Source organism: Acinetobacter sp. YH12120 (assembly GCF_013418795.1).
GTDB lineage: Bacteria > Pseudomonadota > Gammaproteobacteria > Pseudomonadales > Moraxellaceae > Acinetobacter > Acinetobacter towneri.
The window spans coordinates 1-26,596 of sequence record NZ_VPBI01000018.1 but is presented as its reverse complement, the minus strand read 5'-3'; the positions used below and the strand labels follow the sequence as shown (position 1 = coordinate 26,596).

Below are 26,596 nucleotides of genomic sequence, written 5' to 3'. Positions count from 1 at the left end.
CTATGGCTGCAAATGGTTTTATTGAATTGCTTCGGTTATCTAAACGTGGAAACAAAAACTACGTTAGTACCGAAAATGAGGTAAACCGCTGGTCAGGCATTGCTTTTGAGATGATGGGGCAATATTTCGTTGCTCCATTAGGAGAAGTTTCTGAGGTTATTTATCCACCGAAATATACGCCAGTGCCAAATACCCAACCTTGGGTAGTAGGTTTAGCGAATATTCGCGGAAGATTACTTTCAGTTTCAGATTTGGCACATTATGTTTCTGGGCAAAGCAGCCAATATTCACCTACTCAAAAAGTAATGTGTATTAGTCATAATGACCATTATGTCGGTTTAGTTGTAGATCAAGTTTTGGGTATACAGCACTTTAATAAGAAAAGTTTCTTTTCTAAACACAATGATTTAGATAGTAATTTACAAGAATATTGTCAGGGGTATTTTCACCAACATAACCAACAATGGCATGTTTTCTTATTTAGTCGTTTATTGCAAAACCCAAAATACATGAACGCATCTATAAAATTTATAAATTAACTGTCGCGCACCTAAAAAATGAAGGCGTCAATCGGGGAGAAGCTGCATGGGCTTTAAACTTAAAAAGAAAAATTCAGGCGAAGAAACCGTCCGTAAAGCAAGTGGTCCAGGTTTTTTTGCAAAATTACAGGCGCGAACAGAAGAGTTTGCGAGTGTATTTGGCGAAACAGAAAAATCTAAGCCACTTATTTTAGGCGCAGCTTTTTGTATCATCTTATCGCTTTTCCTGTTGTTATACCTTTTTTATAGCGTGCCGCGTAATAACGATTTTACCCGTAGTTTGGGTGATTTACGTCTGTTGTCACAAACCATTTCACGTCAAGCAACCGAAGCGACTGCATCAGGTACGCCTGAATCTATTAAAAACTTAACAGATTCACAAAAAGCCTTTGCTGCTCACTTAGAAACAGTGAAGGATATTCATGCCAGCACAGATACACTGCGTGAAGTGGAAACACAGTGGAAATCGGTTTCTGAAAATATTGATTTGATTGCTTCGCAACAAAAAATCATTAACCAACTCTATGACACCAACATTGCAATTGGTGAAACCATTCCGGGTATTCAGGCTGAATATAACTTGATGGTTGACCAAATGGCACGTCAAGACATGCCAAGTAGCCAGGTGGTTATTGCAAAGAACCAAGTATTCATTGCAGAACGTATTTTACGTTCAATCAGTTCTGTATTAACAGGTACAGACAGTTCACGTGAATCTGCAGATGACTTTAGTGCCGATACCGAAACGTTTGGTGCTTACTTGGCAGCACAGTTAAATGGTAGTGTGGAACTTGGTGTACAACGTATTACTCAAGAAGATTTACGTAGTTCATTAGAAGGTATTCAAGCAGAATATGAAGATGTATTGAAATCTGCTGCTGCAACAGTTTTAAATAACTCAACACAAATTGTAAAAGTACGTCAGGCATCATCTTCTATTTTTGATCAGTCAGATAAGCTTTTAACCAATTTAAATAAATTGTCTAGCGGTTCAGGTTGGTCTATTGCAATTCCTGCAATTGGCTTAATTGCAGCATTACTTGCGTTCTTATTCTGTGTATTCAAACTCTTGAACTTACGTGGTGAAGCCGATAAAACTCGCGTGGTTCGTCTACAAGATGAATATGACCGTAACCAGAACGCGATTTTACGTTTACTTGATGAGATTGCCGACCTTGCAGATGGTGACTTACGTTCATACGCAACAGTATCGGAAGACTTCACGGGTGCAATTGCCGACTCGATTAACTTCGCAATTGACCAATTACGTGACCTTGTATCGCGTATTCACGAAACATCGCACGAAGTTGCACAATATACGGCAACCACACAGAACATTACCAACCAGCTTGCTGAAGCATCTGAGCATCAGGCGCAAGAAATTGCAGGTGCATCTGCCGCAATTAACGAAATGGCAATGTCGATTGACCAAGTATCTGCCAACGCTGAAGAATCAGCAGCGGTAGCAGAACGTTCAGTACATATTGCATCGAATGGTGCAGACGTTGTAAACCGTTCAATTGAAGGTATGGATATCATTCGTGAGCAAATTCAAGAAACCTCTAAACGTATTAAGCGTTTGGGTGAATCTTCACAAGAGATTGGTAACATCGTTGCCTTGATTAACGATATTGCCGACCAAACTAACATCTTGGCATTAAACGCAGCAATTCAGGCGTCTATGGCGGGTGAAGCAGGTCGTGGTTTCGCAGTCGTAGCCGACGAGGTACAGCGTCTAGCGGAACGTTCAGCATCTGCAACCAAACAGATTGAAACACTGGTTAAAACCATTCAGACCGATACCAACGAAGCCGTAATTTCGATGGAACAAACCACATCGGAAGTTGTACGTGGTGCGAACTTATCTAAGGATGCGGGTGTTGCACTGGATGAAATTCAAACGGTATCGACCAACCTTGCGAAATTGATTTCTAACATTTCGGATGCTGCAAAACTTCAGTCTGCTTCTGCAGGTCACATTGCAACCACGATGAACGTTGTACAGGAAATTACCTCGCAAACGACCAGTGCAACTTTCGATACTGCACGTTCGGTATCTGAGTTGGCCAACATGGCAGAATCATTACGTGAATCTGTAACTGACTTTAAACTACCTGAATAAGCGGGATTCCAGCTTGGGGAAAGGTGTACCTATACACTGTTATGGGTACACCATCATTCAGAGATAAAGCATCGCAAAGATGAACTTAACTTTTGGGTTAGGGGCATTCAGGATGGTTACAATTAAGTTGAAGTGCCTTTTGGTGCTGAAAACGTAAGAAGCCTTAGCTATGAAAGAAATATTAAAAAATTTAGTCGAAACAATGACGCTTCCTGAAGATAGTTATCTTGAGCAAGATGCGGAAATTCTTGAAATTTTTGTCGAAGAAATTGAAGAAATCTTCGAAGAATTAAATCCATTATTTACAACTTGGTTTGCGAACCCAACAGATCAAGAAACTTTAGTAACTATTCGTCGTCACTTTCACACTTTAAAAGGCTCGGGTCGCATGGTGGGTGCGAAGTCTGCGGGCGAGTTGGCATGGACGGTTGAAGATACTTTAAACCGTGTGCTTTCGGGTGCGGTAACACTCAATACTGATATTCAAAAATACGCAAAAACTGTTTTAAATATTTATCAATACAAGCTTTATCCAATTTTTAAGCAAGTCGGTTTAATTGATCTTGATTTACGCCCATTGGTGCTTTTAGGACAACAATTACAGCAAAACCAAAGTCCTGAACCTGCATTGGAAGAGTTGCTGGTTTTAGCAGATCAACTGACTGCCACTGATATGCCGACAGGACTAGAATTGACGGATGCTGCAGTTGAAACAGCAGCTGTCGCAGCAGTTGAATCATCTGAAGATGTAATGACTGCTGAAGAAATGCCGCAGACAGAAGTTGCACAAGAAGAGGCTGCTGATGCGAGTCTATTGGCTGAAACTCTGGCTATTTTTGTAGAAGAAGCTGAAGAGCATTTAGCGACCATTGATCAGTTCTTGGCACAAGATCAGATTTACTCACAAGACTATAATGGCTTAATCCGTGCATTACATACACTGCGCGGCAGTTCGTCTATGGCGCAAATTGATCAAGTTTTTCAAGCCAGTTCTAAAGTTGAAAACTTGTTTAAAGCGTTTGTACAAGATGAAATTGAATCTACATCAAAAGAAACTGCGCTGTTGGTGCAATATGCAGAATTTGTCCGGGATTATCTGCATGTACTTCGTCAAGGTCACTGTGATGGTTTAGATGTAATCTATGCAACTTTTAATAAAGCATGGGATAGCTACGGCTTTAGCACCAGCGATACAGAAGACTCTAATCCTCAAGGTTTAGTATCGAAGCTAATCGAACTGAATATTGATCGTTTACTTGATGCCGAATTTGAATTTGATAAATTGGCGCAAGCGCAATTCCCAATCTATTTAGAAGAACTCAGCGCACAAGCGCAATTGTTGGTAGAGCATACCGATAACCGTGCGTCTGTGGGTATTCATCAATTTACTGAAGAACTTAAAGCTGCTTACGACAGTGTTTTAGCCAAACCAATTCTGCTTAACTCTGAATATGGTTATGAGTTATTTGCACAGGCACACCAAGAGTTTATTCATTTATTCGATACCTTGGCTGCGGGACAGCGTGTTACGGTTACAGAAGACATTCAGAAAACCTTAAATGACTTAACTGCATTTGTGCAGCAAGACATTGATGCAATTGCACTTGAAGATGCTGAAACATCAGTGAGCGACAATGCTGTAGAAACAACAGTTGTTGCAGAACCTGAAGCGGTGCCTGCTGCAGTTGCTAGCGAAAATTCGGGCACAGTGAATTTGGCGCAATTGTCACAACGTATTGCATCAGATCAACAAAACATGCATGCCGATGATGCCAACAAAGACTTCGATCCTGACTTGCTGGATATCTTCTTGGAAGAAGCAGAAGAGCTTTTGGTGGGTATGGATGAAGATGTCAATACTTGGTCAAAAGACGCCAGCGATACTTCGGCTTTAAACAACTTAATGCGTTATTTGCACACTTTAAAAGGTGGTGCAAATATGATTTCTGCGACGCATATTGGTTTAATTGCACACAACCTTGAGTCGATTTACGAGCGTATCATTAACAACCAAATTGTTGTTTCACCTGCGTTAATTCAAATTATTCGTTTGGTGCAAGATGATATTGCAGACCGTATTCAGACCATTCGTGATGAGCGTGTGGACTATGCTGCGCCAGAGTCGATTGCAATTTTAGGCAACATTGTTAGCTTGGCACAAGGCGATGCAGATGTGTCAGTTGCAAGTGCGACAACCGCAGCGCAGCCTGAACAGACTATTGAGGCAGTAGAAGAGGTTGATGCACAGCCTGAGTTGGCGGTAGAAGCGTTGCAAGATACAACTGCAGATTTAGCTGAAGATGACGCAGTTATTGCTGATGATGCACATTTTGAAGACGCTGCTGCTGCGGCATTTGAGCCGATCACAGAAACTGTAAGTCTTGAAGCAAGTGCTGAATCTGAAGATGAGCAATTACATTCAATTGTGGTTGAAACTTTCCGAGAAGAAGCGGAAGAAATTTTGGATGCTGCAGATCAGCGTTTGAAACAATGGTTTGAACAGCGTAGTGACCGTAGTATCTTGCTTCAATTACAACGTGCGGCACACAGCTTAAAAGGCGGTGCACGTATGGCTGAAATTGAGCCTGTTGCGCAAATTGCCTATCAACTTGAAAGTGCCTTTGAACAGTTTGCGGTGCATCAATTTAACTCAAATGTTTATGATGCCTTGTTGCAAACCACGTTAGCGTGGTTACGTGATGCAATTTTCAAAGCAGATTACAGCAATTATGACAGCTTAAAATCTAGCTTGTCGGCAATGCAGTTTGTAGATGTATCTGCGCAATTGCCTGAGCGTTTAACGCATACCGACTTGTTATCGCCAAGCCGTAGTTATGAGTTTGTTCAGGGTGATGGTACAGAGCCGCCTGCAATGTCGGGTGAGTGGGGCGAAACCACACAGCTGGATAATAGCAATGAGATGATTCGTATCTCGGCCGATTTAGTCGAGAAGATGATTGACTTGTCAGGCGAGAACTCGATTAACCGTTCACGTATTGAAATGGAGCTTGGGCAACTGGGCGGTACGTTGAATGAGATGGAATTGGCGATTAAACGTCTTGCCGATCAGTTACGTCGAATGGAAGGCGAGCTGGAATCGCAAATTATTGCCAAGCACGGTTCTGAAAACTCACGTTATGCAGACTTTGACCCATTAGAGATGGATCAATATTCATCGTTGAATCAGTTGTCTAAATCTCTGGCGGAATCTGCATCGGACTTGGTGGACTTTAAGAGCACCTTGGCTGAAAAAATTCGTGATGCTGAAGGTTTGTTATTACAACAATCACGTATTCAGGCCGAAATTCAAGAAAGCTTGATGCGCACACGCCTTGTACCATTCTCACGTTTATTGCCACGTTTACAACGTATTGTGCGTCAGACTTCATCGACCTTAAACCGTCCAACAGAATTGGTGGTTTATAACACTGAAGGTGAATTAGACCGTACCATTCTAGAGCGTTTGGTGACACCGTTTGAACACATGCTGCGTAATGCGGTCGACCATGGTATTGAAGACCCTGCACAACGTGCTGCAGCCAATAAACCTGAAGTTGGTAAAATTGAACTGAACATTACTCGCCAAGGCACAGATGTTATGGTGACTTTTGTGGATGATGGTAAGGGTATTGATGATGCCAAGATTAAAGAAAAAGCATTGAGCTTAGGTTTAATCAAAGCCGATCAGAATTTAGATAAAAACGAAATTCTGCAATACATTTTCCACCCAGGCTTTACAACAGCACAATCGGTTACACAAATTTCAGGTCGTGGCGTTGGTTTAGACGTGGTGCAAAGTGAGATTAAGGCGCTCGGCGGTCACGTTTCTGTAGATTCAACATTAGGTCAAGGCACAACCTTTAGTATTCGTGTACCAACGACGGTTGCGGTATCCGATGCCTTAATGGTTAAAGTTGGTGATCAACAATTTGCTGTACCGTTGGCGCAAATTGACCGTATTGTACGTATTGCACCAACCACTTTGGAATCTTACTTCAACAGCAATGAAGATTTCTTCCAAATTGACAACCAGAACTACAAGTTACGTTACTTATCTGAGTTCGTTGGCAATCAGCCATTACCGCGTTTAAGCCATGTGGGTCATTCACTACCTGTTCTGTTAATTAAAGGCAGCACAGGTCAAACCATTGCTTTACTAGTCGATCAGTTGATTGGTTCGCGTGGTCAAATTGTTGTGAAACCAATTGGACAACAGTTCTCAAGCATTGGTGCAATTGCAGGCGCAACTATTTTGGGTGATGGTCAAGTTTGTTTGATTTTGGATGGTCAGAACATTGCCCGTCAAATTCTTGCAACGCAACGTACTAAACAAGCCAGCGATCAACGTGATAGCCAACGTCGTGATACACGCCGCTTAATTATGATTGTGGATGACTCAGTCACCGTACGTAAAGTAACTTCACGTCTGCTTGAGCGTCAAGGTTATGACATCGTGACTGCCAAAGATGGTGTCGATGCCATGGAGCAGCTTGAAAACGTCAAACCTGACTTGATGTTACTGGATATTGAAATGCCACGTATGGATGGTTTTGAGGTGACTAACCTTGTACGCCACCACGACATGCATAGCAATCTGCCGATCATCATGATTACGTCACGTACAGGTGAAAAACACCGCGAACGAGCGTTTAGCTTGGGTGTGACGCACTACATGGGTAAACCGTTCCAAGAGGCAGAATTGCTTGCCAATATTGAACAATTATTAGCAGTTAGTCAGGGGTAAACGATGAGTCAGACGAATAGTCCAAATTTACTCGGGCAAATCAGTCAGCAAGAGCTGCAACATTTAATTACCGTATCTACCGGTTTTATTGATGCTTATATTGTTGAATGTCATGGTAAACAACCAATGCTGATACCTCAAAATATTGTGTTGTCAGCGCTGGATAACGCCACTCAAGTTAAAACTGTGGAATGGCACGAATCGCAATTGCCTGTTTATGCGGTCAATGACCCAGAGAAAAAAATGGGCGTGGCACTGGTTATTGAAGGCGATGAAATGGAGCAGCGTTTTGCTTTGATGTGCAATGAAATGCCTAAAACCCTGCGCTTGCGTATTTCTGAAGTGGTAGATGATGACCAGCAAACCACGACTGATCCTGCGGTATTCCAATATGTCCGTATGGGTGAGCAGGTCTTTCATGTGCCTAATTTGCAATACATTCAAGAAAATTTGACGATCTAAACGCAATTTTCTCCGTTGTAAAATAGAAAAGGAACTCAAATAGAGTTCCTTTTCTGCTTCATGCAACTAATCTTATTGGATTTAAGTTAGTAATCCTTCCAAAATCTGTTCATAAATTTCTGCCAATGGCTCTAAATCAGCCACATCAACATGCTCGTTAATTTGGTGAATGGTGGCATTGAGTACGCCTAACTCCAACACTTGTGCACCTGTCGGCGCAATAAAGCGACCATCAGATGTACCGCCACTGGTCGATAATTCTGTTTCAACACCTGTGACATTGCGAATGGCTTGACGTGCAGCATTAACCAATTCGCCCACAGGGGTTAAAAATGGCAAACCTGAAAGCGTCCACTCGATTTCATAATCCACTTGATGGCGATCTAAAATTTCCAAGACACGTGCTTTTAGCTCATCTGCAGTCACTTCAGTCGAATAACGGAAGTTAAAGGTCACCGTCATGTTACCTGGGACAACATTGGTCGCACCTGTTCCTGCTTGAATATTTGAAATTTGAAATGAGGTGGCAGGGAAGTATTCATTGCCATGATCCCACACCGTTTCACACAGTTCCGAAATCGCTTTAGACGCGGTATGAATCGGGTTAATTGCCAAGTGTGGATAAGCCACATGACCTTGTTTGCCTTTTACAGTCAAGACACCATTGAGCGAACCGCGACGCCCATTTTTAATAATATCGCCTAATTTATGGGTACTTGAAGGTTCACCTACCAAACACCAAGTCATTTTTTCCTGACGTGCTTCTAAAGTTTCAACGACTTTGACGGTGCCGTTAATAGAGGGGCCTTCTTCATCAGAAGTGATCAAAAAGGCAATTGAGCCTTTGTGATCAGGATGTTTGGCGACAAAGCGTTCAGAGGCAACCACCATGGCTGCCAATGCGGTTTTCATGTCGGCACTGCCACGACCATAAAGTTTGCCATCACGAATTTCAGGTACGAATGGATCGGTATTCCATGCGTTTAAATTGCCAGTTGGTACAACATCGGTATGACCTGCAAAGCAAAAGACTGGTGCTTCCGTACCTTTACGCGCCCAGAGGTTATCTACATCGTCAAAACGCATAGATTCAATCTTAAATCCAATTTTTTCTAAGCGTTCTGCCATGAGGTTTTGACAGTTGTGATCGACAGGAGTGACAGACGGTTGGCGTAAAAGCTGAAGGCTTAAATCCAGAGTAGCAGAAGAGGTCATGAGAGTTTCAGACGTTTATCAAGAGTAAGTGCTAATAATAGGGGAATAATGCAACAAAAGTGAAATTTTAGCGTGAAAAAACCTTGTCCGAGAACAAGGTTTTTTGTGGTTTTTGTGAAGATATTCCTGAAATACTCAGAATTATTTGCGAATTTCTTGTTGGGTTTTTTCAGCAGTATTACTCACCGCATGACCTGCAGAAGATACGTCTTCGCCCACGCCTTTAATTGTATTACAACCCGTTAAAACAAAGGCTAATAGTAGTGAAGTCGCTAGAATTTTTTTCATGATCATCTCCAATATGTTCTAGATAGATTATTTTGATGTGTTTTTTAGCTTAGGAAATAAACAGAATAATAAATAGGCAACTTTTATGGTGCTTACGTAATAAAATGTTGAAACTGGTATTCAGCGTGTTAATGGTGGATAGCTAATCAGCGGTGCAGCACGATACATATAAAATTGTGAATGTGCCGCCCGATAATACAAGCCATCTCCCCACCATTGATTCGGTAGGCTACTGGCTTGAGCATTTTGACAAATCCATTCATGACGTTGTAGGCGATAAAACCGTTCTGCTTGGGCAGGAATATCACTCCCCCAAAGACCTAAACGACGAGCGCGATTAATCCAGTGTGGCGTAAGTGTTGTAGATGATTGTGCCAAGTGATGTATGGCGAAATACAATTGTCCTTTGAGTACAGCAAAACGGCGTTGAATCGGCACATCCAAGGCTTGCTTAAATTGAAATTGCTTTTGACTAAAATGATTCAGTTTACGCGCCAAAGTATCGGAGCGGTTTAAACCATACCAGTGTGCCAAAGAGCAATCCGCTTCGGCTAAATAGTATTTTAATGCGACTTCCCAATGTTCAACCTGCTGTGTGTCATGGTTGTGCAGTAAAAAATCCAGTTCACCCACAGTTTTAGCGCCATCAATAATTTGAATACTGTGTCCCAATAATTCGAAGGGATGATAATCACGATCACGCAGCCAAAACCACATCAGCATTTCAAAGCGTAAGCCTAAACGGGTACTTTTCAGTTGATTTAAAAAATCGTACACCGCTTCGGGATGTGAATCTAAATAGGCTAAACGTGATTGATAAGCGTGATAATGGTGTTGCCAAAAAGTATCTGAATGGAATTCAAAAGTATGTTGAATGGGCAATTGCTCAGGCACAGCACATAAAATATTCGGACTTGCCACACTAAAAGCCAACTGACGGATAAGCGGGGTTTTGTAGGTCAGCCATACTTCGGGCAGAAGCTCGGGTTGATGCAACTCAATCATTATGAATCCATGCTGAAAAATGCAGAATTACAACGGAAAATTAAAAAACGCTTTATACTACCGCAATTCGTAGTTTAGGACAGTGGTATGCAAAGCTTGTTATGGCGAAGTTTAGTGGTGATCTTTGTCATCCTTGGCTTTATTGGTGCATTGTTGCCGGGTATGCCTACTACAGTTTTTTTGATTTTAGCAGCTTGGGCATCGTCACGCGGTTGGCCGCAAATGGACAACTGGTTACTGAATCATCCTAAATATGGCAGTACACTCAGAGATTGGCGCGCCAATGGTACTGTACCGCGTAAAGCCAAATGGTTTGCAACGATCATGATGAGTATTAGTGCCGTGATCATGCTGTTCACAACTGCGCCCGTTGCGGTCAAAATTTTTACCAATACCACCATGTTGGTGGTGTGTATTTGGTTGTGGTTACGTCCTGAACCACAGCCGCCCACGAAAGAAGAAGAATAGGGTAGCGCAATGTCTTTTTTATACACACAAGCAGATATTTTGATTGATTTAGCCGAGCAAACTTTATATTTGCCGAAGCATCAGAAACTCTACGTCATCTCGAGTGGTGTGAATGGCATTGGTGAAACTGAAAATAGTGGTAAAACACCACGTGGCTGGCATGAAGTCGCTTTAAAGTTTGGTGAAAATGAACCTGAAAATGCAGTGTTCATTGCACGTCAACCGACAGGGGAAATTTACAATTTAGATTTAGCTGAACAATTTCCTGAACGGGACTGGATTTTAAGCCGCATTTTATGGCTCAGTGGTTTGCAAGAAGGTTTTAATCAAGGCATTGGCTGCGATACTTTTCAGCGTTATATTTATATACATGGCACACCAGATACAGAGCCGATGGGCATTCCTGCATCGCATGGCTGTATTCGGATGCGTAACCACGATATTTTAGAATTGTATGAACTGATTCCAGAAAAAGCCTTGGTTTATATTTCTGAACACAAGCTAGATTTAAATAGCTTAGGTTTGCTTGGTTGATGGTGCGAGTCAATTGAATAAAGTTGTATTCATCGCAACATAAAAAACCAACATATTGAGCAGATAGATTGCAGAGCTAACAAGTTGAAAAGCACATTAATTTTGCTTGAAAACTAAAATAACTTGCAGAATTTGTTTGTTTTTATAGCGGATCACCTATTTTTTAATCACTCAGTCACAAAAAACTGAAAACAAGCCGAAAAGCGTTTGACAGGCGGTAAAGATTCTCTATAATGCACCTCACAAACGATAAAGACGTTAAGGGCGCTTAGCTCAGTTGGTAGAGCGTCTGCCTTACAAGCAGAATGTCGGCGGTTCGATCCCGTCAGCGCCCACCAAGCCTTTACGTTATAGATTCTTACGTGCAGCGGTAGTTCAGTTGGTTAGAATACCGGCCTGTCACGCCGGGGGTCGCGGGTTCGAGCCCCGTCCGCTGCGCCACTTAAGATTCTTTAACCATTGTTTGTACCACAATAGTGACTTTGTGTAAGTGCAGCGGTAGTTCAGTTGGTTAGAATACCGGCCTGTCACGCCGGGGGTCGCGGGTTCGAGCCCCGTCCGCTGCGCCATTTACATAAAATTGCTTTTGAGGGCGCTTAGCTCAGTTGGTAGAGCGTCTGCCTTACAAGCAGAATGTCGGCGGTTCGATCCCGTCAGCGCCCACCAGATTCTTTTGCGATGCAGCGGTAGTTCAGTTGGTTAGAATACCGGCCTGTCACGCCGGGGGTCGCGGGTTCGAGCCCCGTCCGCTGCGCCATTCAAAAGAAAAGTTTAGGTTGCCTGATAGACTTAAACTGAAATGATGCAAAGTTTGACAGTTTTGCAAAATCAGAACAAAATATTGTTTTGATCTTATCAGGGCGCTTAGCTCAGTTGGTAGAGCGTCTGCCTTACAAGCAGAATGTCGGCGGTTCGATCCCGTCAGCGCCCACCATATTTTAGTATTTATGCTTGGCATACATACAAAAAAGACCTTAATTGCTTACGCAATTACCGTTGCAGCGGTAGTTCAGTTGGTTAGAATACCGGCCTGTCACGCCGGGGGTCGCGGGTTCGAGCCCCGTCCGCTGCGCCATTTTTCATTCCCTGATGTGAAAAATGTATTTCAAAGTTCAAGACGACGTTCTTTGCTTGTCTTGCATCATAAAAAATAACGATGTTATTTTTTAATCTTCAGGGCGCTTAGCTCAGTTGGTAGAGCGTCTGCCTTACAAGCAGAATGTCGGCGGTTCGATCCCGTCAGCGCCCACCATATCCTTTCATCCTCATTTATCTTATATTACTTGCGTATTGCAATAAATTCGCCTAAAATTTTTATTTAATAATAATACTAATATCCGTGACTTATGCGAAATCCTTATCAACGTAAAGCTGCATCTAAGCAAGCAACGCAAACTTATAATGCACAAGATATTTACAAGCAATTTATTGAGACCATTGTGTCTCAGGGGCATGTTTTTGCATTGTATGAAGATGGCTGGGCGCTCTGTGCCACGCCTACAGGGCAACGTGCTTTTGCAATGTGGCAAAATAAAAGTCTGGCAAAACTGTTAATTAAAGACAATTGGGCCAATTATCAAGTCGAAGAAATTTCACTGAAAGATTTTATTGAAAAAGTGATTCCATTTTTACGTCAGGAAGCCATCAATATTTCGATGAATCTAAGCCCAGAAGGGCAGAATGTATTGGTTGCCCCTGAAAAGTTATTGCTTGATCTAAAAAATTATTTGTATCAGGTGTATATGCAAAAACCTGAATTTTTTAAAGATATGCAAATTCCTTTACCACGCTCGATACGTTTGAATTAAGTGATCTGCTTGCTAGATTTTATTTTTAATACTCATTCAGCAGCCAACCACTGATATAAGCAAAATACTCGCGTAACCATGCGTTATAGCGGGTATAGAGTGGTGTCGTTGCACTGAGCATGCTGAACTGTGTGTATCCTTGTCGTTTGGCAATGGCTGCTGCACGTGGTGTGTGAAAGTCGCTGGTGACAATTATAATCGGTTGGGTTTTATCTGTGCCTAATGTATGCAGCAAGGGCTGACTGTTTTTCAAATTAAGTGCCGTACTGGTGCTTTGGGTTTCCAAGATAATGTGTGATGCTGCAATTGCATAACGTTGTTGCAAATAATTAGACATCACCTGTGCTTCAGTGAGTTGTTCCGCAAATGCAGGGCCACCACTAACAATGAAATAACTTTGAGGATGCTCCAAGGCATACGCGGCTGCAGTATCCAGTCGTTTGGCGAGCGTGGGCGATGGTTGTCCATTTTCAATGCCACTGCCGAGTACAATCACCACTTTAGCATTGTTGGTTACAGTATTTTGCTGCTGTGTACTGAAATGAATATAAGTAAAAAAGATCAGCAGGCTGATGCACCACAGCCAAAATACGCCCCAACCGAATTTCCACAGCCAATCTAAGCGTGTATGTTGTTTTAAGTAGCTTTGAATCCAAGTATAGAAAATGGCATAACACAGCAGCATCATGCCTATTAAAACAGGTAAAACGGTGCCGAAATGAATTTTCTTTAAGCTGATGAGATAGGCACCATCCAATACTAAAATTAATCCAATTAGGCTACTCAATATTCTTTTAAATAGACTAAATTGTGTTTGTACGTGACTTGCTTGCATGCCTTGCATAATTTTATTGTACTGTGATGCTGTACAAACAGTATAGCCGAAGCTGCTGAAAAATTTTGCCTCAACTGAATTATGTTTCGGCTGAGGCTATGGATAAAACTTGGGTGAATTGCCAAGTTTTAGCTATAGAGCTACAGCGCAAGCCATTTAAAAAGTGTCAACAAATCCTAATACACATCTCGGCGATAACGTCCTTGCTGACGTAATTGTTCCAGTTGAGTTTCACCTAGAATATCTTTTAAGGCTTGGTCGACATCACTGGCCATGCCTTGAATGCTACCGCAGACATAAATCACGGCATTTTGTTCAATCCAGCGTTTTAATTCTTCAGCCTGTTCGCGTAACTTATGGTGTACATAGACTTTTTCGGCTTGATCACGGGAAAAGGCCAAATCAAGGCGTTGTAGCATACCTGTGCTTTGCCAAGCCTCGATGGTGTGCTGATAAAAGTAATCGTGCGCTTGCTGACGTTCACCAAAAAACAACCAGTTTTGGGTGTAATTCAGGCGGGTACGTGCATGCAATAAGCTCATTAATCCTGCAAGCCCTGTACCGTTGCCAATACAAATAATTGGGCGGTCATCATCAATTAAATGGAAAGATGGATTATTGCGAATGCGTAATGCGATATTTTGCCCAAGTGCAGCATGTGCAGTTAACCAACCTGAACCTAAGCCAAGCTCGCCTTGAGCATCGAATTTTTGACGCACCACAAGTCTTAAAACCTGTTGTGAAGGAATACTGGCAATTGAATATTCACGACTAGGCAAGGGTGAAAGTTGTGCCAATAATTCATCCGCAGTTTTAAATGTCTGAATTGGCGCGGTGAGGTCTTTATCTGCCAAAGCCTGTACTAAGGTTTGCTGACCATCAGCAAGAATTGTATTGGCATCGAGTTGATGCTGTTTTAAAAAGGCGTGAATCCGTGCAGTGCTGTTTTCAGGCTGAATTTCTGCAATATCACCTGCAGACCAATGCACATCATGTTGTGCTAACAGTTCAATATTGAAGGCGGGTGCGCCTAAACTGTTGGGATTTAGCAAGTCACGTTGCTGTAAGGTCCATGTATCAAAAGTTTTTTCGATATGCATACTTGGTAAGTCAAGTTGTGTGACCTGTACCAAAGCCTGATTCCAACGCTGTATGTCTGCAGGATTGGCATTATTTACTTCAATGGTATTGAACAAGGCATGTGCTTGATTACGTTGCAGCCATGCAGCAATCGTATGTCCAAAACGGCAGTAATGATCTGCATATTCACGTGAACCTAAAGCCAGTACTGCATAACGCAAATGACTCAGGTCACAGGTTTGCGGTAGGATTTTTTTCACAAAACTTGAGGTCAAATCGGGTGCATCACCTGTGCCATAAGTGCTAGCAATACATAACAGTTGGGTGGTGTTTTTAAGATCTTCAAGGCTGAGATGTTGCAGGGCTTTGACTGTGACAGGCTGATGTGCTTCTTGCAGACTAGTAGCGGTGCGCCATGCCAATTGTTCGGCAGTACCTGTTTGGCTGGCATAGACAATGAGCCAGTGTGCAGCATTTGGGTCGATCTGAAATTGAGTCTGGTTTTGACGTGCAGCAAGAGTCAAACGCTTTTGTTTACGACGTTTTAAATACAGCATCCAACCTGTGACGAAAAACAGCGGCATCATCAATGCAGAAAGCATGGCTAAAAATTGATAAACAGGCCCAAAGAAACTACCGCGATGCACAGGCAGCATACTGCTCATGATTTTTTCATTAAGCCGTTTGTCTACATATAATTCAAGTTGAGTAATACGTGCTTGTTGATAATCAAAAGTTGCGTTATTGCGGGCACGTTCATGTTGTGGAATGACATCGACAAAGTTAATTTCAATTTCACTATTGGTGTGTTTAGGCACATTAAAAGTGATACTGGAATAATCCTGCCCCAATTGCTGCGGGAAATGTTGCCATGCCTTCGTCAATGCCAGATTGATTTGTGCCTGATCCAGCGTATTCTGCTTGGCTGGTTTTGTAGTGTTTGCGCGGCGTCCTGCAGTTTGTGTTTGCGCAGCCTGATGAAGTGCTTGAGCATTTGGATTTACAGTTTTATTGCGTCCATCTGCTTGCAATTGCGCTTGTGGTCTTTCCACACCCATGACTTTAAACATGCCATTGCGCCACCATTCATACGACCAATATAGTCCTGTGCATGCCAAAACTAGATAGAAAATCACCACCCACGTGCCGACTACCGCATGTAAATCCCAAATAAAATTACGTCCTTTTAATTGGGGTTTGAGTGCAAACCATTGTTTAAATGAATGGCGTTTCGGCCAGCGCAGGTAAATGCCACTTAGCACAAAGAACAACAACATGAGGGTACATGCCGCTGTAATTTGCTTACCAATAGGTCCTACGGTTAAATTACGGTGTAATTGCTGAATAAACTGGAAAAATTCACGTCCCCGAATTTCAGGCAACACTGCTGCCGAGTAAGGATTAATCAGGATATTTTGTCCACGTTTTGCACCTTCTTTCGCAATATTGATGCTTGAAGATGCAGCCGGGTCTTTTGCAACGGTGATGCTATTAATTTTATAGTCAGGTTGGGTACGCTGAAAATGTTGATAAATTTCTGCAGGGCTTAGTTTGGCTTTCTGCTCAACTTGTACCTGATAACTGTTCGGATTCATCCATTTTAGAATTTCTTGTTCGTAGGAATAAATCGCACCTGTCACGCCCATGAGTGACAAGATCAGTCCTGCAGTAATACCAAGGAACCAGTGAATTTGGAAAAAGGCTTTCTTCAGCATAAGCGTTGGTTGTTGAGTATGAATTGTGATGCAGAATAATGCAGAGATGAAGTTAATGCAAATGCTATTTATTCTCATTATCGTTCATTGTTTTAATTTTAAGCAAAAAAAACCTCCATCACAGGGGATAGAGGTTTATTTTTAAATAGGGATATTTAGATTTGCTTGGCTTCGCCTGCAGCTTCAGTCAAATGCTTGCGAATGGTGTTGAACGAAAAGTTCTTGCTGTCCATACGCTTAGGCAGAATATAAGCACCTTGCTGACCTTTTACTTTGAAGTTCATCAAGATAAACTCAGGGGTATTGTACCATTCATACACATCTTTCCAGCCAATTGCACCCACGCCTTCTTGAGCGCCCATTTGCTGACGCATCACGATACCGTGCGGCTGTACGCCTAAACGAATCCCTTTAATTTCTTGAACAGGAAATTCATTCATTTTTCGCTTAACGTACCATTCCAAGCCGTATTTACGCACCAGCAGGTAGAGCACCACACAGACAATGGCAACCCAGCAGAAAATTGTCGAATAATTTTTTAATAGCAGAATGCCTAAAATGGAAAGGGCAACAATCACACCCATAATAATCCATGCTTTCATGCCAATTTTATTGGTACTGCGCCAAATTACCAGTTGTGCGTGACGTTGTTCTTCTTCAGAAACTTCGTAGATCACAGGCTGTAGGGTATAGGCGTATAAACTTTTCGCGGTCATAGTGAAACTAACAAATTTAAAACTATAAAAAGTTTAGCATTAATTGCTGTCATGCAGTGAGTATATTGTCGCAAAATCATGCTAAGGTCGGTGAATTCATATTGTGCTAAGGCTGAGAAAGTAGACATAGATCCTTTGCAGAATGATTTATAAAGACGCCAGTTCAGTTGCGTCCTGATCATGTTCGTGGCTTAAACTTTGTTTTAAGCGACTTAATTGTTGCAAGATACTCATCATCAAAGATAATTGCTGCAAAATAATTAATGATTTTTGATCTTCTTCTTTGTTTTGGCTTAAACGCTGACGAATGGTTTGCAACATGTTGTGTGCACTTAAATCTGGCGTTTCATCTTTCAGTAAAGCACCTTGAATATCGTCCATTGCTTGATCGAGCAGTTGCAAGACTTCCTGATCGTCAATTTTGTCACGATGCGCACCAAGTGCAGCAATATAGCTAATAAAGGTGTGATTTAGACACAAGAACTCAAAGGCTTGAGCTTTTTGATTGGGGTCAAAATCAGGTTCGGTGGCGAGTGTTGAAATCAGTGAAGCAACTTCTGCATCGGTATTATGAGCAGCACGGCGCACGACACGATAATTCAAACCGTTGTTGCGTCCATTTTTATATTGTTCAATCACTTCTGCCAAATAGCCACATTGCGCGGTGAGTGAGCGGCGAATCGTGCGTGATAAACGACGGAATTTCCAATCGGGGAAGATAAAACTCACGCCAAACCATGCTAGCGCACAACCAATTAAGGTATCGACCATACGTGGCACAGCTGCGGCATAGCCCAAACCTTCTAGGTTAAAATTCATCAGCGCCAAAATGGTCATAAAGGCAGTGGCTTGTGCATATTGTTTACTGCGCAATTCAAAGAACAACATGCCACTAATCACTAAAACCAGTAATTGCCCTTCAACGGACGGTACAAAATATAAAATGGTGTAGCCGACTACAATCCCTGCTAACGTCCCAATAATACGCAAACGTAAACGCCGTTTGGTGGTGTTAAAGTTAGGCTGCATCACAAACAGGGCGGTCAGTAAAATCCAGTAGCCATATTGAATGTTGGTGACTTGCACAAAAATATAGCCAATCAACAGCACAATCGACAAACGAATGGCGTGGCGGAACAAAACCGATTCGGGGGTTAAATGCTGCTTAATCCGAATGACAATATCATCCCAACTTTTTAAGTCATCATCTTTCAGTTGCTGTTCAATATGTTTGGATTTATCCAGTTTAATATTGCGTTCGGTTTCAAGGTTACGCAATTGAGCATCAATAGATTTCAGGTTTTGGTATAGGGCAAACAATGCATTAATCCAGACTTGGTCATATTGCTGTTCACTGCGCAGTTTTTCTAAAGACTGTTTAAGATTTTCAAAAGCATGTTTAAAACGCTTGTTATGCACATAAGGTTTACGGTGCAAAATGCTTTCGCTTAAATCTTTACAGGCTTTGCCCTGAATCGACAAAATGCGTTGGAAGCGAAATAAAATATCGCTGTGCTGAAATATTTTCGCCAGTTTTTGATAATCAATATGTGCAGAGTCGGCACGTTCGTGAATGTCTTGTGCGACAAAGTAATACTGTAAGCTACGTCGGGTATCTTTTTGCCCGCGGTCACCTTTTAAACGGGTCAGTAAAGCGGTTTTTAAGTCGTTAAAAATCGCAATTAATTTGCCATTTTCAAGTGATAAATCAATGATACTTTGTTGATAACTCGGTGCAGTCATATCCACATCAAATAGATTTGATTTGGCAAATAAAAAATCACCCAAAGAAGAATAACTGAGTGAAAGTTTGTCTTGTAAGGCACGAACAGGGAACAGTAAAAAGCTGATGGTCGAAATTAAGCCGTACCAAATTGCGCCCGAAACCAAAAGCAGCGGCTGCATGTACCAGTCATCAAATAGGTTGACGCCAAGCATGGAATAGACCGATACTACCAAACAGCCATAAGAAATGGTGGCATAACGTCGTCCGAGCGAACCGAGCAAAATTAAGACAATACACGACAGGATTAAGCCTGTAGCAAATAAAATAGGATGCGGAAATAAAAACTGAATTGATGTGGCGGTAACAAAGAAACCAATATAGGTATAGAGCTGATTGACAATACGCACCGAAAAACGGTCATCAATATCACTCAAACCTGCGGCAAGCACACCTAAAGTTAAAGGAATAGTGGCAAGCTGCATCCCCATAAAATAGGGAACAAAAGCAGTTCCCGCAAATGCAATGAGCATGCGGATGTTATACATAAATGTGGTGTTATAGGTCGCTTGTTTGAGCTTTATCAGCCAAGGTTTCAACATCATTCCTTTAAGTAAACTTTTCTGTCTAAACAGAGATTTATGCTGCGAGATGAAAGGTTGCGTACATTGTAACTGTAGATGAGATATTTAGAGTGCTTAATATGTGAAAATTCATCTTTGATCACAACAAATCATACTATGGAGCGTGTAAGCTTGTCTGTACATCTGTCATTTCATCATAAAATATGAGCATATCGAAAACGCTGCCAAGTTCAAGCAGTACGCCACCATCTGCGCAACAACCCAACATGCGGCAATATTCGACTGCGTGGATTTTATTGTTGGCGTTATTGACTTCGCTTGGGCCTTTATCGATTGATATGTATTTGCCTGCCTTGCCCGTTATGGCAAGCGAGTTTGGCGTATCGACCCAAATGGTCGCAAACAGTTTGCCTGCCTACTTTTTAGGTTTGGCATTGGGTCAACTGATTTACGGGCCGCTGAGTGATCGGATTGGACGTAAGCCGCCTTTATATTTTGGCTTGGCACTATTTTCACTCGCCAGTATGTGGTGTGTGTTTGCACAAAATGAATGGGGACTGATTGCTGCACGTATTTTGCAGGCTTTGGGTGGCTGTGTGGGTGTGGTAATTGCACGAGCAGCTATTCGTGATCGCTTGGATTTGCAAACATCCGCTCAAGCTTTTTCGAGCATGATGATTGTGATGACCATTGCGCCCATTATTGCACCTACGCTGGGCGCATGGGTACTTAGATGGATGAATTGGCAAGCTATTTTTGTAGTGCTGACCTGCGTTGGAATTATTTGCTGTTTATGTGTGCACTTCTTTTTTAAAGAAACTTTGGCTAAAGAACGTCGTTTAAATTTGAACTTTCAGCAAGTACTGACCTTATATTTTGCCATTTTAAAAGATCGTGATTTTCGTTTTCCAATGTTGGCAGGCTGTCTGACTGGTGGGGCATTGTTTTGCTATATCAGCGGTTCAAGTGCAGTCATGATGGATCAATATGGCTTGAGTGAAACAGCTTTTGCTTATGTGTTTGGTGCCAATGCGATTGGTATTATGCTGTTTTCGACCCTGAATAAAAAAATCAGTGGCAAATTGGGTGTGTTACAACGCTTAAAATTGGGCAGCATGATTCAACTGAGTGGTGCGGTCATTCTACTGCTTGCAGGTAGTTTGGGGTATGCACCTTTGGCATTGGTGATGGTCGGTTTATTTCTTGCCGTGTCTGGGATTGGTTTTACAGGCCCGAATGCCATGGCACTAGCTATGGCAAAACAAGGCGCACGTGCAGGAACAGCCAGTGCGGTCATGGGCAGTGTGCAATTCTTTTGTGGCTTGATTGGTGGAGTGTTACTCAACTTTTTAACAGGCAGTGCTTTGCTGAATATGGCTGTATTAATGCTGCTATTTATTGGGTTTGGGATGTTTGCCGTTTTTCATATTTTACAACCGCAACCAGACTGAGTTGAGGTCAATACTTTTTCAAATGGTGATTTTTTTCGTAAAAATCTGGCTTTTAGGCAGAACCGAAATATATACAATAGTCTAATGGTGGTGTAAATACTTGAATAATCAACCTATTTAAGGTGTTGAATTTTATATGGTTTAATTGTTTGAATCTGTAATTATGATTAATTGTGATTTCTTATTCGGGAAAACTGATTTTAATAAACGTCATAACTTGATAGATTTAAGCCTGTAATAAATGACACAAATTGTAATATTTTAAATATTTGGGTGTCTTGGACTATTTGGCAAAAGTGTTTTGATTTTTCAGCCATTTTTATAATTCGATGTGAAATCGATAGATGACGAACAAAATCATCATGCACGGATGCAGCGTTGTTTTATTTTGGAGAGATAAATGAGTCAATTACTCAACGGTCAATTTATGATCAAAGGTTTAGCTATTGCTGTTACAACTTTAATGGTAGGTACTGCACACGCAGCAAAAACTGAGCAACAACAAATTCAAGAACTTCGTCAAGAAGTTGAAGCGTTAAAATCATTAATTCAGCAACAACAGCAAGTACAACAACAGCAGCAAACTCAAATTGCCCAAGTACAACAGGCGAAGCCTGCTGCACCTGTAAGTGCATTAAGCAGTTTAAAGTCTAAATCTGGTGCAGATGTTTCTATTTATGGTTCGATCCGTGGTGATGCAAACTATATTATTAAAGGTGCGGATAATGACTTTAACTCAGCACATACAAGTAAAGAAGAAGCAAGTGACAAATTACGTGCTACCGCAAAAGTCACCCGCTTAGGTTTAGACTTTAATACACCTGTTGGTGACAACAAAGTAGGCGGTAAAGTTGAGGTTGACTTTGCAAGCGGATCTGACAACTTGCGTATCCGTCATGCTTATTTAACTTTAAACAACTGGTTATTCGGTCAAACCACATCGAACTTCTTGTCAAATCATGCACCAGAAATGATTGACTTTGCAACGAATATTGGTGGTGGTACAACACGTGTACCGCAAGTTCGTTACAACTATAAATTAGCCCCTGCAACAGAATTATTTGTTTCTGCTGAAGAAGGTAATAGTTCTTCGCAAATTTATGATGCTAAAGAGGATAAAATTGTTAGCTCTGACGTAACTTACCGAGCTCCAGTATTGACTGCAAAAGTGACTCAAGGTTTTGCTGATGGTAAAGGTTTAGCTTCTGCACGTGCATTGGTTGAACATTACAAATCAGAAGCAGCAAATGATGATAAAACTGGTTGGGGTGCTGCTGTAGGTACGAATTATCAAGTTGCAGAACCTTTAAAAGTGTCTGCTGATGTCTCTTATGTTAAGGGCAACAGCAACTACTTATATGGTAATAACTCTGCATTTTACGTAAATACAGTTAATGGTGAAATTGAGCAAAATGAAACGATTGGTGTACAAGTGGGTGCAACTTATAAGTTCTCACCACAACTACGTTCAACTTTAGCCTATGGTGCTTTATTTGCGGATGATGGTACAGACTATGCGCGTTTAAATACGGGTGCTAACGAGAAAGTACAACAAGCGTGGATCAACTTCATTTACTCACCTGTAAAACCAGTCGATTTAGGTATTGAATATATCAATGGTGAGCGTGAAACATTTGCTGGTGATAAATTCAGTGATGACCGCGTAGGCTTTATGGCACGTTATAGCTTCTAAGTCGCTACTTTTGAGCAAAATCGAAAACAGAGCTTAATTTTAAGCTCTGTTTTTTATTTTGAAAATTTATGTTATTCACTCAATAACTTAAATTTTATCCAGTTTAAAGGAATGTTGTAACTTCCTCTTATAGCTGAACACAATCATTAAAATTTTTAGAAAAAACCGCAGAAAATAGCAGCTTTTTGTCAAAAAAAATGCATAATGATCGACCTTTAATCTTGCTGTTTTTTGTCAAGTGGTTGAATATCTTTATCGGAAGGTATTTATCTACCTCAGATATTTTGGAGCTTATATGAGATTACCTCTCAGTGTTAAGCCGATTCAGTTGTTTGCACTCGAAGTCACCCCGAAAGTGAAAATGCTGTCTTTTGTCTTTCTTTTCTTCTGTTCTAGGCAAACGCAGATGATAACGCTTGAGTGAAACCAAAGGATGGGTTGGCTGAGCGAAATGCATACCTCTTAAACTTCAGTCAAATACGATACTGTTTACATACTTTGTATTGCGGCATTTTTTAGTTGATTTAGAGTCATAGTGATGCAAATGCTTTGGTTTGCATAGACAGCTCTTCATCATATTAAAAATAATCTGCAATCACTATATGGATATTGCCATGGAATTTACTTTTAATGCGTTTTATACGCTGATTGCTGCGGTCATCGTCCTGCTCTTAGGGCGACTTTTAGTCAATAAAATTGATTTTTTAAAACGCTATAATATTCCTGAACCTGTTGCAGGTGGTTTGGTTGCCGCTATTGTTTCATTGTTGGTGAATCAATTTTGGGGTTATAGCATTACCACCAGTAGCGCATTGCAAACTAGCTTTATGCTTATTTTCTTCGCCTCGATTGGTTTAAGCGCGAACTTCACAAAATTGCGTCAGGGCGGAATCGGTTTAATTATTTTCTTGATTGCAATTTCCACATTTATTGTGTTGCAAAACATTGTCGGCATTAGTCTTGCAACATTGTTAGGTATTGATCCACTAATTGGTTTAATTGCAGGATCGATTACTTTAACTGGCGGTCATGGTACAGCAGGTGCGTGGGGTGAAATTTTAGAAACCCAATATGGTATTCAAGGTGCTTTGGCACTGGGCATGGCAAGTGCGACCTTTGGTTTAATTATTGGTGGTTTAATTGGTGGTCCACTGGCTAAAACTTTAATCAATCGTCATCAATTGGCTGTACCACGTACCGACGAACAAATTGAAAAACGCGATAATACGCCTGCGGATCAAGATTCCAATGAGTTTATTCCATTTGAATATCCGCATCAGGTTCGTTTAATTACAGCAGATAATGCAATTACTACTTTAGGTTTATTTGCAGCGTGTTTGGCATTTGCCGAATTTATGACAGGCGCTGCCAAAGGCACGATGTTTGAATTACCAACTTTCGTTTGGGCATTGGCGGGCGGTGTGGTTCTGCGTAATGTCTTAGAAAGTATTTTTAAAGTTAATATTTTTGACCGTGCGATTGATGTGTTTGGGAATGCATCTTTATCGTTATATTTGGCGATGGCGTTGTTGTCACTCAAACTATGGCAATTGGCCGATTTGGCAGGTCCGTTGATGGTGATTTTAGGGGCGCAAGCACTCACAATGGCGTTATATGCAGCTTTTGTGACCTTCCGTCTTATGGGGAAAAACTACGATGCAGCCGTGTTGGCAGCAGGACACTGTGGTTTTGGGATGGGGGCAACGCCAACAGCAGTCGCCAATATGCAGGCCATTACCAATATGTATGGTCCATCTTATAAAGCGTTCTTGATTGTGCCGCTGTGTGGTGCATTCTTTGTCGATTTAATTAACGTTGCGGTGATTCAATCTATTCTAAAATTCTTTGGTGGCTAAGCTCCAAAGCATTCAGGCTTGATTCAGTCATCCACAAAAAATGCCAGTTCAATTGAACTGGCATTTTTATTTGATCTGTAGCATTTTTCATTTAAGCCATGAAATGCAAGAATGCTGTATAGACCAGGAAACTACCAATTAAACTGAGCCAAACAGGTAGTTTGGATTTTAATAATCCAATCACCAAAACAATAAACAGCAGATCAACAATACTCAAAATATGACGCTGTGCCATTTCGAGCACCATATACAGAAGCAATCCGACTACCGCTGCATTAATACCTGTTACCGCATGACGGATATAGGCTTGCTGCATTAACCAAGACCAATAAGGCAAGGTCGCAAATACCAAAAAGAAAGACGGCAGAAAAATCGCCAACGTGGCTAAAGTCGCATTCAGCAGCATAGATTCTGTCATTGGAATCAAACTGCCCAAATATGTTGCAAAGCTGAACAGTGGGCCAGGCACCAATTGCGCCATGGCATAACCCAAATCGAACTGTTCTGCACTGACTAAGCCTGTGCTAACAAAATCTTGATGCAATAAAGGCAAAATGACATGCCCACCGCCAAAGACCAAAGATGCGGCTTGATAGAAACTTAAATTGGCTGCATAGAGTAATTGAGGTTGCAGCCAGTTTAGACCTGACAGCACAATAAAGGGTGTAACAAAAAGTACTGCCCAAAATACAGCATAACGACGATGTTTGAGTAAATGTGCCGCAGTAAAATGAGTATCTGTCGCCGTTGTATTGGTGGATGCTGGTGCAGCAGTCGGTGCTGCGTGTTTCGCCATCCAAATGCCAAAACAAGCGGCAATCAGAATCACCAAAACTTGATTGAAGCTCAATGGCACCAGATAAATAAATAGGGCAGAAGCAAACATTAAGGCATATTGCCAAACCGTTTTACAAAAACTGCGCAACATTTGCCAAAATGCCCAAGCTACCACGGCCAATACGATCAGTTGAATACTGTGAAAGCTATTTGAAGACAGGACATCTAAATATTGATGTCCCAAAACTGCAACCAAAGCCATAAACAACGCTGAAGGTAGGGTGAAACCCAACCAAGCTAGGACTGCACCCCAATAGCCTTTTTGCAAATAACCAATCGCTAACCCCACCTGACTACTAGTTGGGCCAGGTAAGAGTTGTGCAAGTGCGACAATTTGTGAATACTGGGATTCATCTAGCCATTTGAGTTGTTGCACAAAACGCTGATGGAAAAACACCAAATGCGCTGCAGGCCCACCAAAAGACAGACAGCCTAATTGCAGAAAAATCCAGAATAATAAGGAATAAGAAGGTGTTGGCATATAATTTTAGACAGATTCGACTTGTGCGCCACTGTAGTCGCTAGACGTGACAGTTTAACGAATTACTACAAGGATCGGTTAAAATAATAGATAGACTATGGGCGCTCATGCAAGGTAAAAACAGAGAGCATAACTGTTGACGTTAAGAGGGTTGCTGTATCAAGTAGGCTGATCAACCTTGACACGATTGATGGTGAAATATCGACTGAAACCTATGGATTCAAGAAGGTCATTATGAAAATTGGGTATGTATCTCTTACAGCATTACTGATGGTGGGATGTCAGGTGGTGCCATCGCAGCAGCAATTTTCGACGGCTTTGTTGCACAAAGATTTGAAATGCAAAGCGCCCCTAATTGAGCCAAATTTAAGGCGTAACTTGGGTAACTGGTCGACCTAATTCCGTAAATCTGTTGAGGACTGCTACACGTGCATGAATCT

General features: G+C 41.6%; 19 protein-coding genes and 8 tRNA genes. 19 read left to right on the top strand and 8 right to left on the bottom strand.

Going from position 1 to position 26,596, the window contains the following annotated elements; all coding sequences use genetic code 11:
• Positions 1 to 2 precede the first annotated feature (2 nt).
• The 4 genes from FTU58_RS11115 to FTU58_RS11100 all read left to right on the top strand — a co-directional run bounded on the left by FTU58_RS11115 (position 3) and on the right by FTU58_RS11100 (position 7,867).
• The gene (locus FTU58_RS11115; protein ID WP_004975527.1) at positions 3 to 539 is read left to right on the top strand and encodes a chemotaxis protein CheW; all 537 of its coding nucleotides are present in this window, start codon (positions 3 to 5) and stop codon (positions 537 to 539) included.
• Positions 540 to 585: 46 nt separating this feature from the next.
• Positions 586 to 2,661 carry a methyl-accepting chemotaxis protein gene (locus FTU58_RS11110; RefSeq protein ID WP_004975528.1) on the top strand — a complete coding sequence of 692 codons (2,076 nt, stop codon included), beginning with the start codon at positions 586 to 588 and terminating at the stop codon, positions 2,659 to 2,661.
• Positions 2,662 to 2,830: 169 nt separating this feature from the next.
• Positions 2,831 to 7,405: an Hpt domain-containing protein gene (locus FTU58_RS11105; protein WP_180062432.1), complete on the top strand. Its 4,575-nt coding sequence runs from the start codon at positions 2,831 to 2,833 to the stop codon at positions 7,403 to 7,405.
• Between the two features lie 3 nt (positions 7,406 to 7,408).
• Entirely contained in the window at positions 7,409 to 7,867 is a 459-nt protein-coding gene (locus tag FTU58_RS11100; protein WP_004975530.1) for a hypothetical protein, read from the top strand.
• Positions 7,868 to 7,948: 81 nt separating this feature from the next.
• On the opposite strand, the gene dapE is transcribed toward FTU58_RS11100, so the two are convergent.
• The 3 genes from dapE to FTU58_RS11085 all read right to left on the bottom strand — a co-directional run bounded on the left by dapE (position 7,949) and on the right by FTU58_RS11085 (position 10,375).
• Positions 7,949 to 9,082: a succinyl-diaminopimelate desuccinylase gene (dapE, locus tag FTU58_RS11095; protein ID WP_167846161.1), complete on the bottom strand. Its 1,134-nt coding sequence runs from the start codon at positions 9,080 to 9,082 to the stop codon at positions 7,949 to 7,951.
• 141 nt (positions 9,083 to 9,223) lie between these two features.
• The gene (locus FTU58_RS11090; protein ID WP_096901466.1) at positions 9,224 to 9,370 is read right to left on the bottom strand and encodes an entericidin A/B family lipoprotein; all 147 of its coding nucleotides are present in this window, start codon (positions 9,368 to 9,370) and stop codon (positions 9,224 to 9,226) included.
• 120 nt (positions 9,371 to 9,490) lie between these two features.
• Positions 9,491 to 10,375: a DUF1853 family protein gene (locus tag FTU58_RS11085; RefSeq protein WP_154320467.1), complete on the bottom strand. Its 885-nt coding sequence runs from the start codon at positions 10,373 to 10,375 to the stop codon at positions 9,491 to 9,493.
• A gap of 87 nt (positions 10,376 to 10,462) precedes the next feature.
• Between FTU58_RS11085 and FTU58_RS11080 the strand changes: the two genes are divergently transcribed.
• From FTU58_RS11080 to FTU58_RS11030, 11 genes are all read left to right on the top strand, one after another.
• Complete coding sequence (locus FTU58_RS11080; RefSeq protein WP_004968265.1) at positions 10,463 to 10,843, top strand: YbaN family protein; 381 nt, start codon at positions 10,463 to 10,465, stop codon at positions 10,841 to 10,843.
• Positions 10,844 to 10,852: 9 nt separating this feature from the next.
• Positions 10,853 to 11,377, top strand: a complete 525-nt coding sequence (gene elsL / locus FTU58_RS11075; protein WP_004968267.1) for a cell wall-recycling L,D-carboxypeptidase ElsL — start codon at positions 10,853 to 10,855, stop codon at positions 11,375 to 11,377.
• A gap of 262 nt (positions 11,378 to 11,639) precedes the next feature.
• Positions 11,640 to 11,715: transfer RNA gene (locus FTU58_RS11070), tRNA-Val, on the top strand.
• 26 nt (positions 11,716 to 11,741) lie between these two features.
• Positions 11,742 to 11,818, top strand: a tRNA-Asp gene (locus FTU58_RS11065).
• Between the two features lie 51 nt (positions 11,819 to 11,869).
• Positions 11,870 to 11,946 (top strand) — tRNA-Asp (locus tag FTU58_RS11060).
• 21 nt (positions 11,947 to 11,967) lie between these two features.
• Positions 11,968 to 12,043 (top strand) — tRNA-Val (locus FTU58_RS11055).
• A 14-nt stretch (positions 12,044 to 12,057) separates the two neighbouring features.
• Positions 12,058 to 12,134, top strand: a tRNA-Asp gene (locus FTU58_RS11050).
• A 101-nt stretch (positions 12,135 to 12,235) separates the two neighbouring features.
• Positions 12,236 to 12,311, top strand: a tRNA-Val gene (locus FTU58_RS11045).
• Positions 12,312 to 12,375: 64 nt separating this feature from the next.
• A tRNA-Asp gene (locus tag FTU58_RS11040) sits at positions 12,376 to 12,452 on the top strand.
• A 101-nt stretch (positions 12,453 to 12,553) separates the two neighbouring features.
• Positions 12,554 to 12,629 (top strand) — tRNA-Val (locus tag FTU58_RS11035).
• A 94-nt stretch (positions 12,630 to 12,723) separates the two neighbouring features.
• The gene (locus FTU58_RS11030) at positions 12,724 to 13,185 is read left to right on the top strand and encodes a DUF2750 domain-containing protein (protein ID WP_180061166.1); all 462 of its coding nucleotides are present in this window, start codon (positions 12,724 to 12,726) and stop codon (positions 13,183 to 13,185) included.
• 25 nt (positions 13,186 to 13,210) lie between these two features.
• Here FTU58_RS11030 and FTU58_RS11025 read toward each other — a convergent pair whose 3' ends face one another.
• The 4 genes from FTU58_RS11025 to yccS all read right to left on the bottom strand — a co-directional run bounded on the left by FTU58_RS11025 (position 13,211) and on the right by yccS (position 19,853).
• On the bottom strand, positions 13,211 to 14,029 hold the full coding sequence (locus FTU58_RS11025) for a YdcF family protein (protein WP_131261500.1): 819 nt from the start codon (positions 14,027 to 14,029) through the stop codon (positions 13,211 to 13,213).
• Positions 14,030 to 14,196: 167 nt separating this feature from the next.
• Positions 14,197 to 16,815, bottom strand: coding sequence for a sulfite reductase flavoprotein subunit alpha (locus tag FTU58_RS11020; protein ID WP_180062431.1), 2,619 nt, complete (start codon positions 16,813 to 16,815; stop codon positions 14,197 to 14,199).
• A gap of 155 nt (positions 16,816 to 16,970) precedes the next feature.
• On the bottom strand, positions 16,971 to 17,531 hold the full coding sequence (locus tag FTU58_RS11015) for a YcxB family protein (protein ID WP_004977388.1): 561 nt from the start codon (positions 17,529 to 17,531) through the stop codon (positions 16,971 to 16,973).
• Between the two features lie 147 nt (positions 17,532 to 17,678).
• Entirely contained in the window at positions 17,679 to 19,853 is a 2,175-nt protein-coding gene (gene yccS, locus FTU58_RS11010) for a YccS family putative transporter (RefSeq protein WP_131261543.1), read from the bottom strand.
• A gap of 251 nt (positions 19,854 to 20,104) precedes the next feature.
• Here yccS and FTU58_RS11005 point away from each other — a divergent pair, with 251 nt between their 5' ends.
• From FTU58_RS11005 to gltS, 3 genes are all read left to right on the top strand, one after another.
• Positions 20,105 to 21,289 carry a multidrug effflux MFS transporter gene (locus tag FTU58_RS11005; protein WP_180062439.1) on the top strand — a complete coding sequence of 395 codons (1,185 nt, stop codon included), beginning with the start codon at positions 20,105 to 20,107 and terminating at the stop codon, positions 21,287 to 21,289.
• A gap of 400 nt (positions 21,290 to 21,689) precedes the next feature.
• Positions 21,690 to 22,982 (top strand): DcaP family trimeric outer membrane transporter, encoded by a 1,293-nt coding sequence (locus tag FTU58_RS11000; RefSeq protein WP_180062430.1) that lies wholly within the window; start codon positions 21,690 to 21,692, stop codon positions 22,980 to 22,982.
• A gap of 614 nt (positions 22,983 to 23,596) precedes the next feature.
• Complete coding sequence (gltS, locus tag FTU58_RS10995; RefSeq protein WP_026438165.1) at positions 23,597 to 24,838, top strand: sodium/glutamate symporter; 1,242 nt, start codon at positions 23,597 to 23,599, stop codon at positions 24,836 to 24,838.
• 91 nt (positions 24,839 to 24,929) lie between these two features.
• Here gltS and chrA read toward each other — a convergent pair whose 3' ends face one another.
• On the bottom strand, positions 24,930 to 26,156 hold the full coding sequence (chrA, locus tag FTU58_RS10990; RefSeq protein ID WP_180062429.1) for a chromate efflux transporter: 1,227 nt from the start codon (positions 26,154 to 26,156) through the stop codon (positions 24,930 to 24,932).
• 234 nt (positions 26,157 to 26,390) lie between these two features.
• On the opposite strand from chrA, the gene FTU58_RS10985 reads away from it, so the two are divergent.
• Positions 26,391 to 26,555 carry a hypothetical protein gene (locus tag FTU58_RS10985; RefSeq protein WP_180062428.1) on the top strand — a complete coding sequence of 55 codons (165 nt, stop codon included), beginning with the start codon at positions 26,391 to 26,393 and terminating at the stop codon, positions 26,553 to 26,555.
• Positions 26,556 to 26,596: the final 41 nt, after the last annotated feature.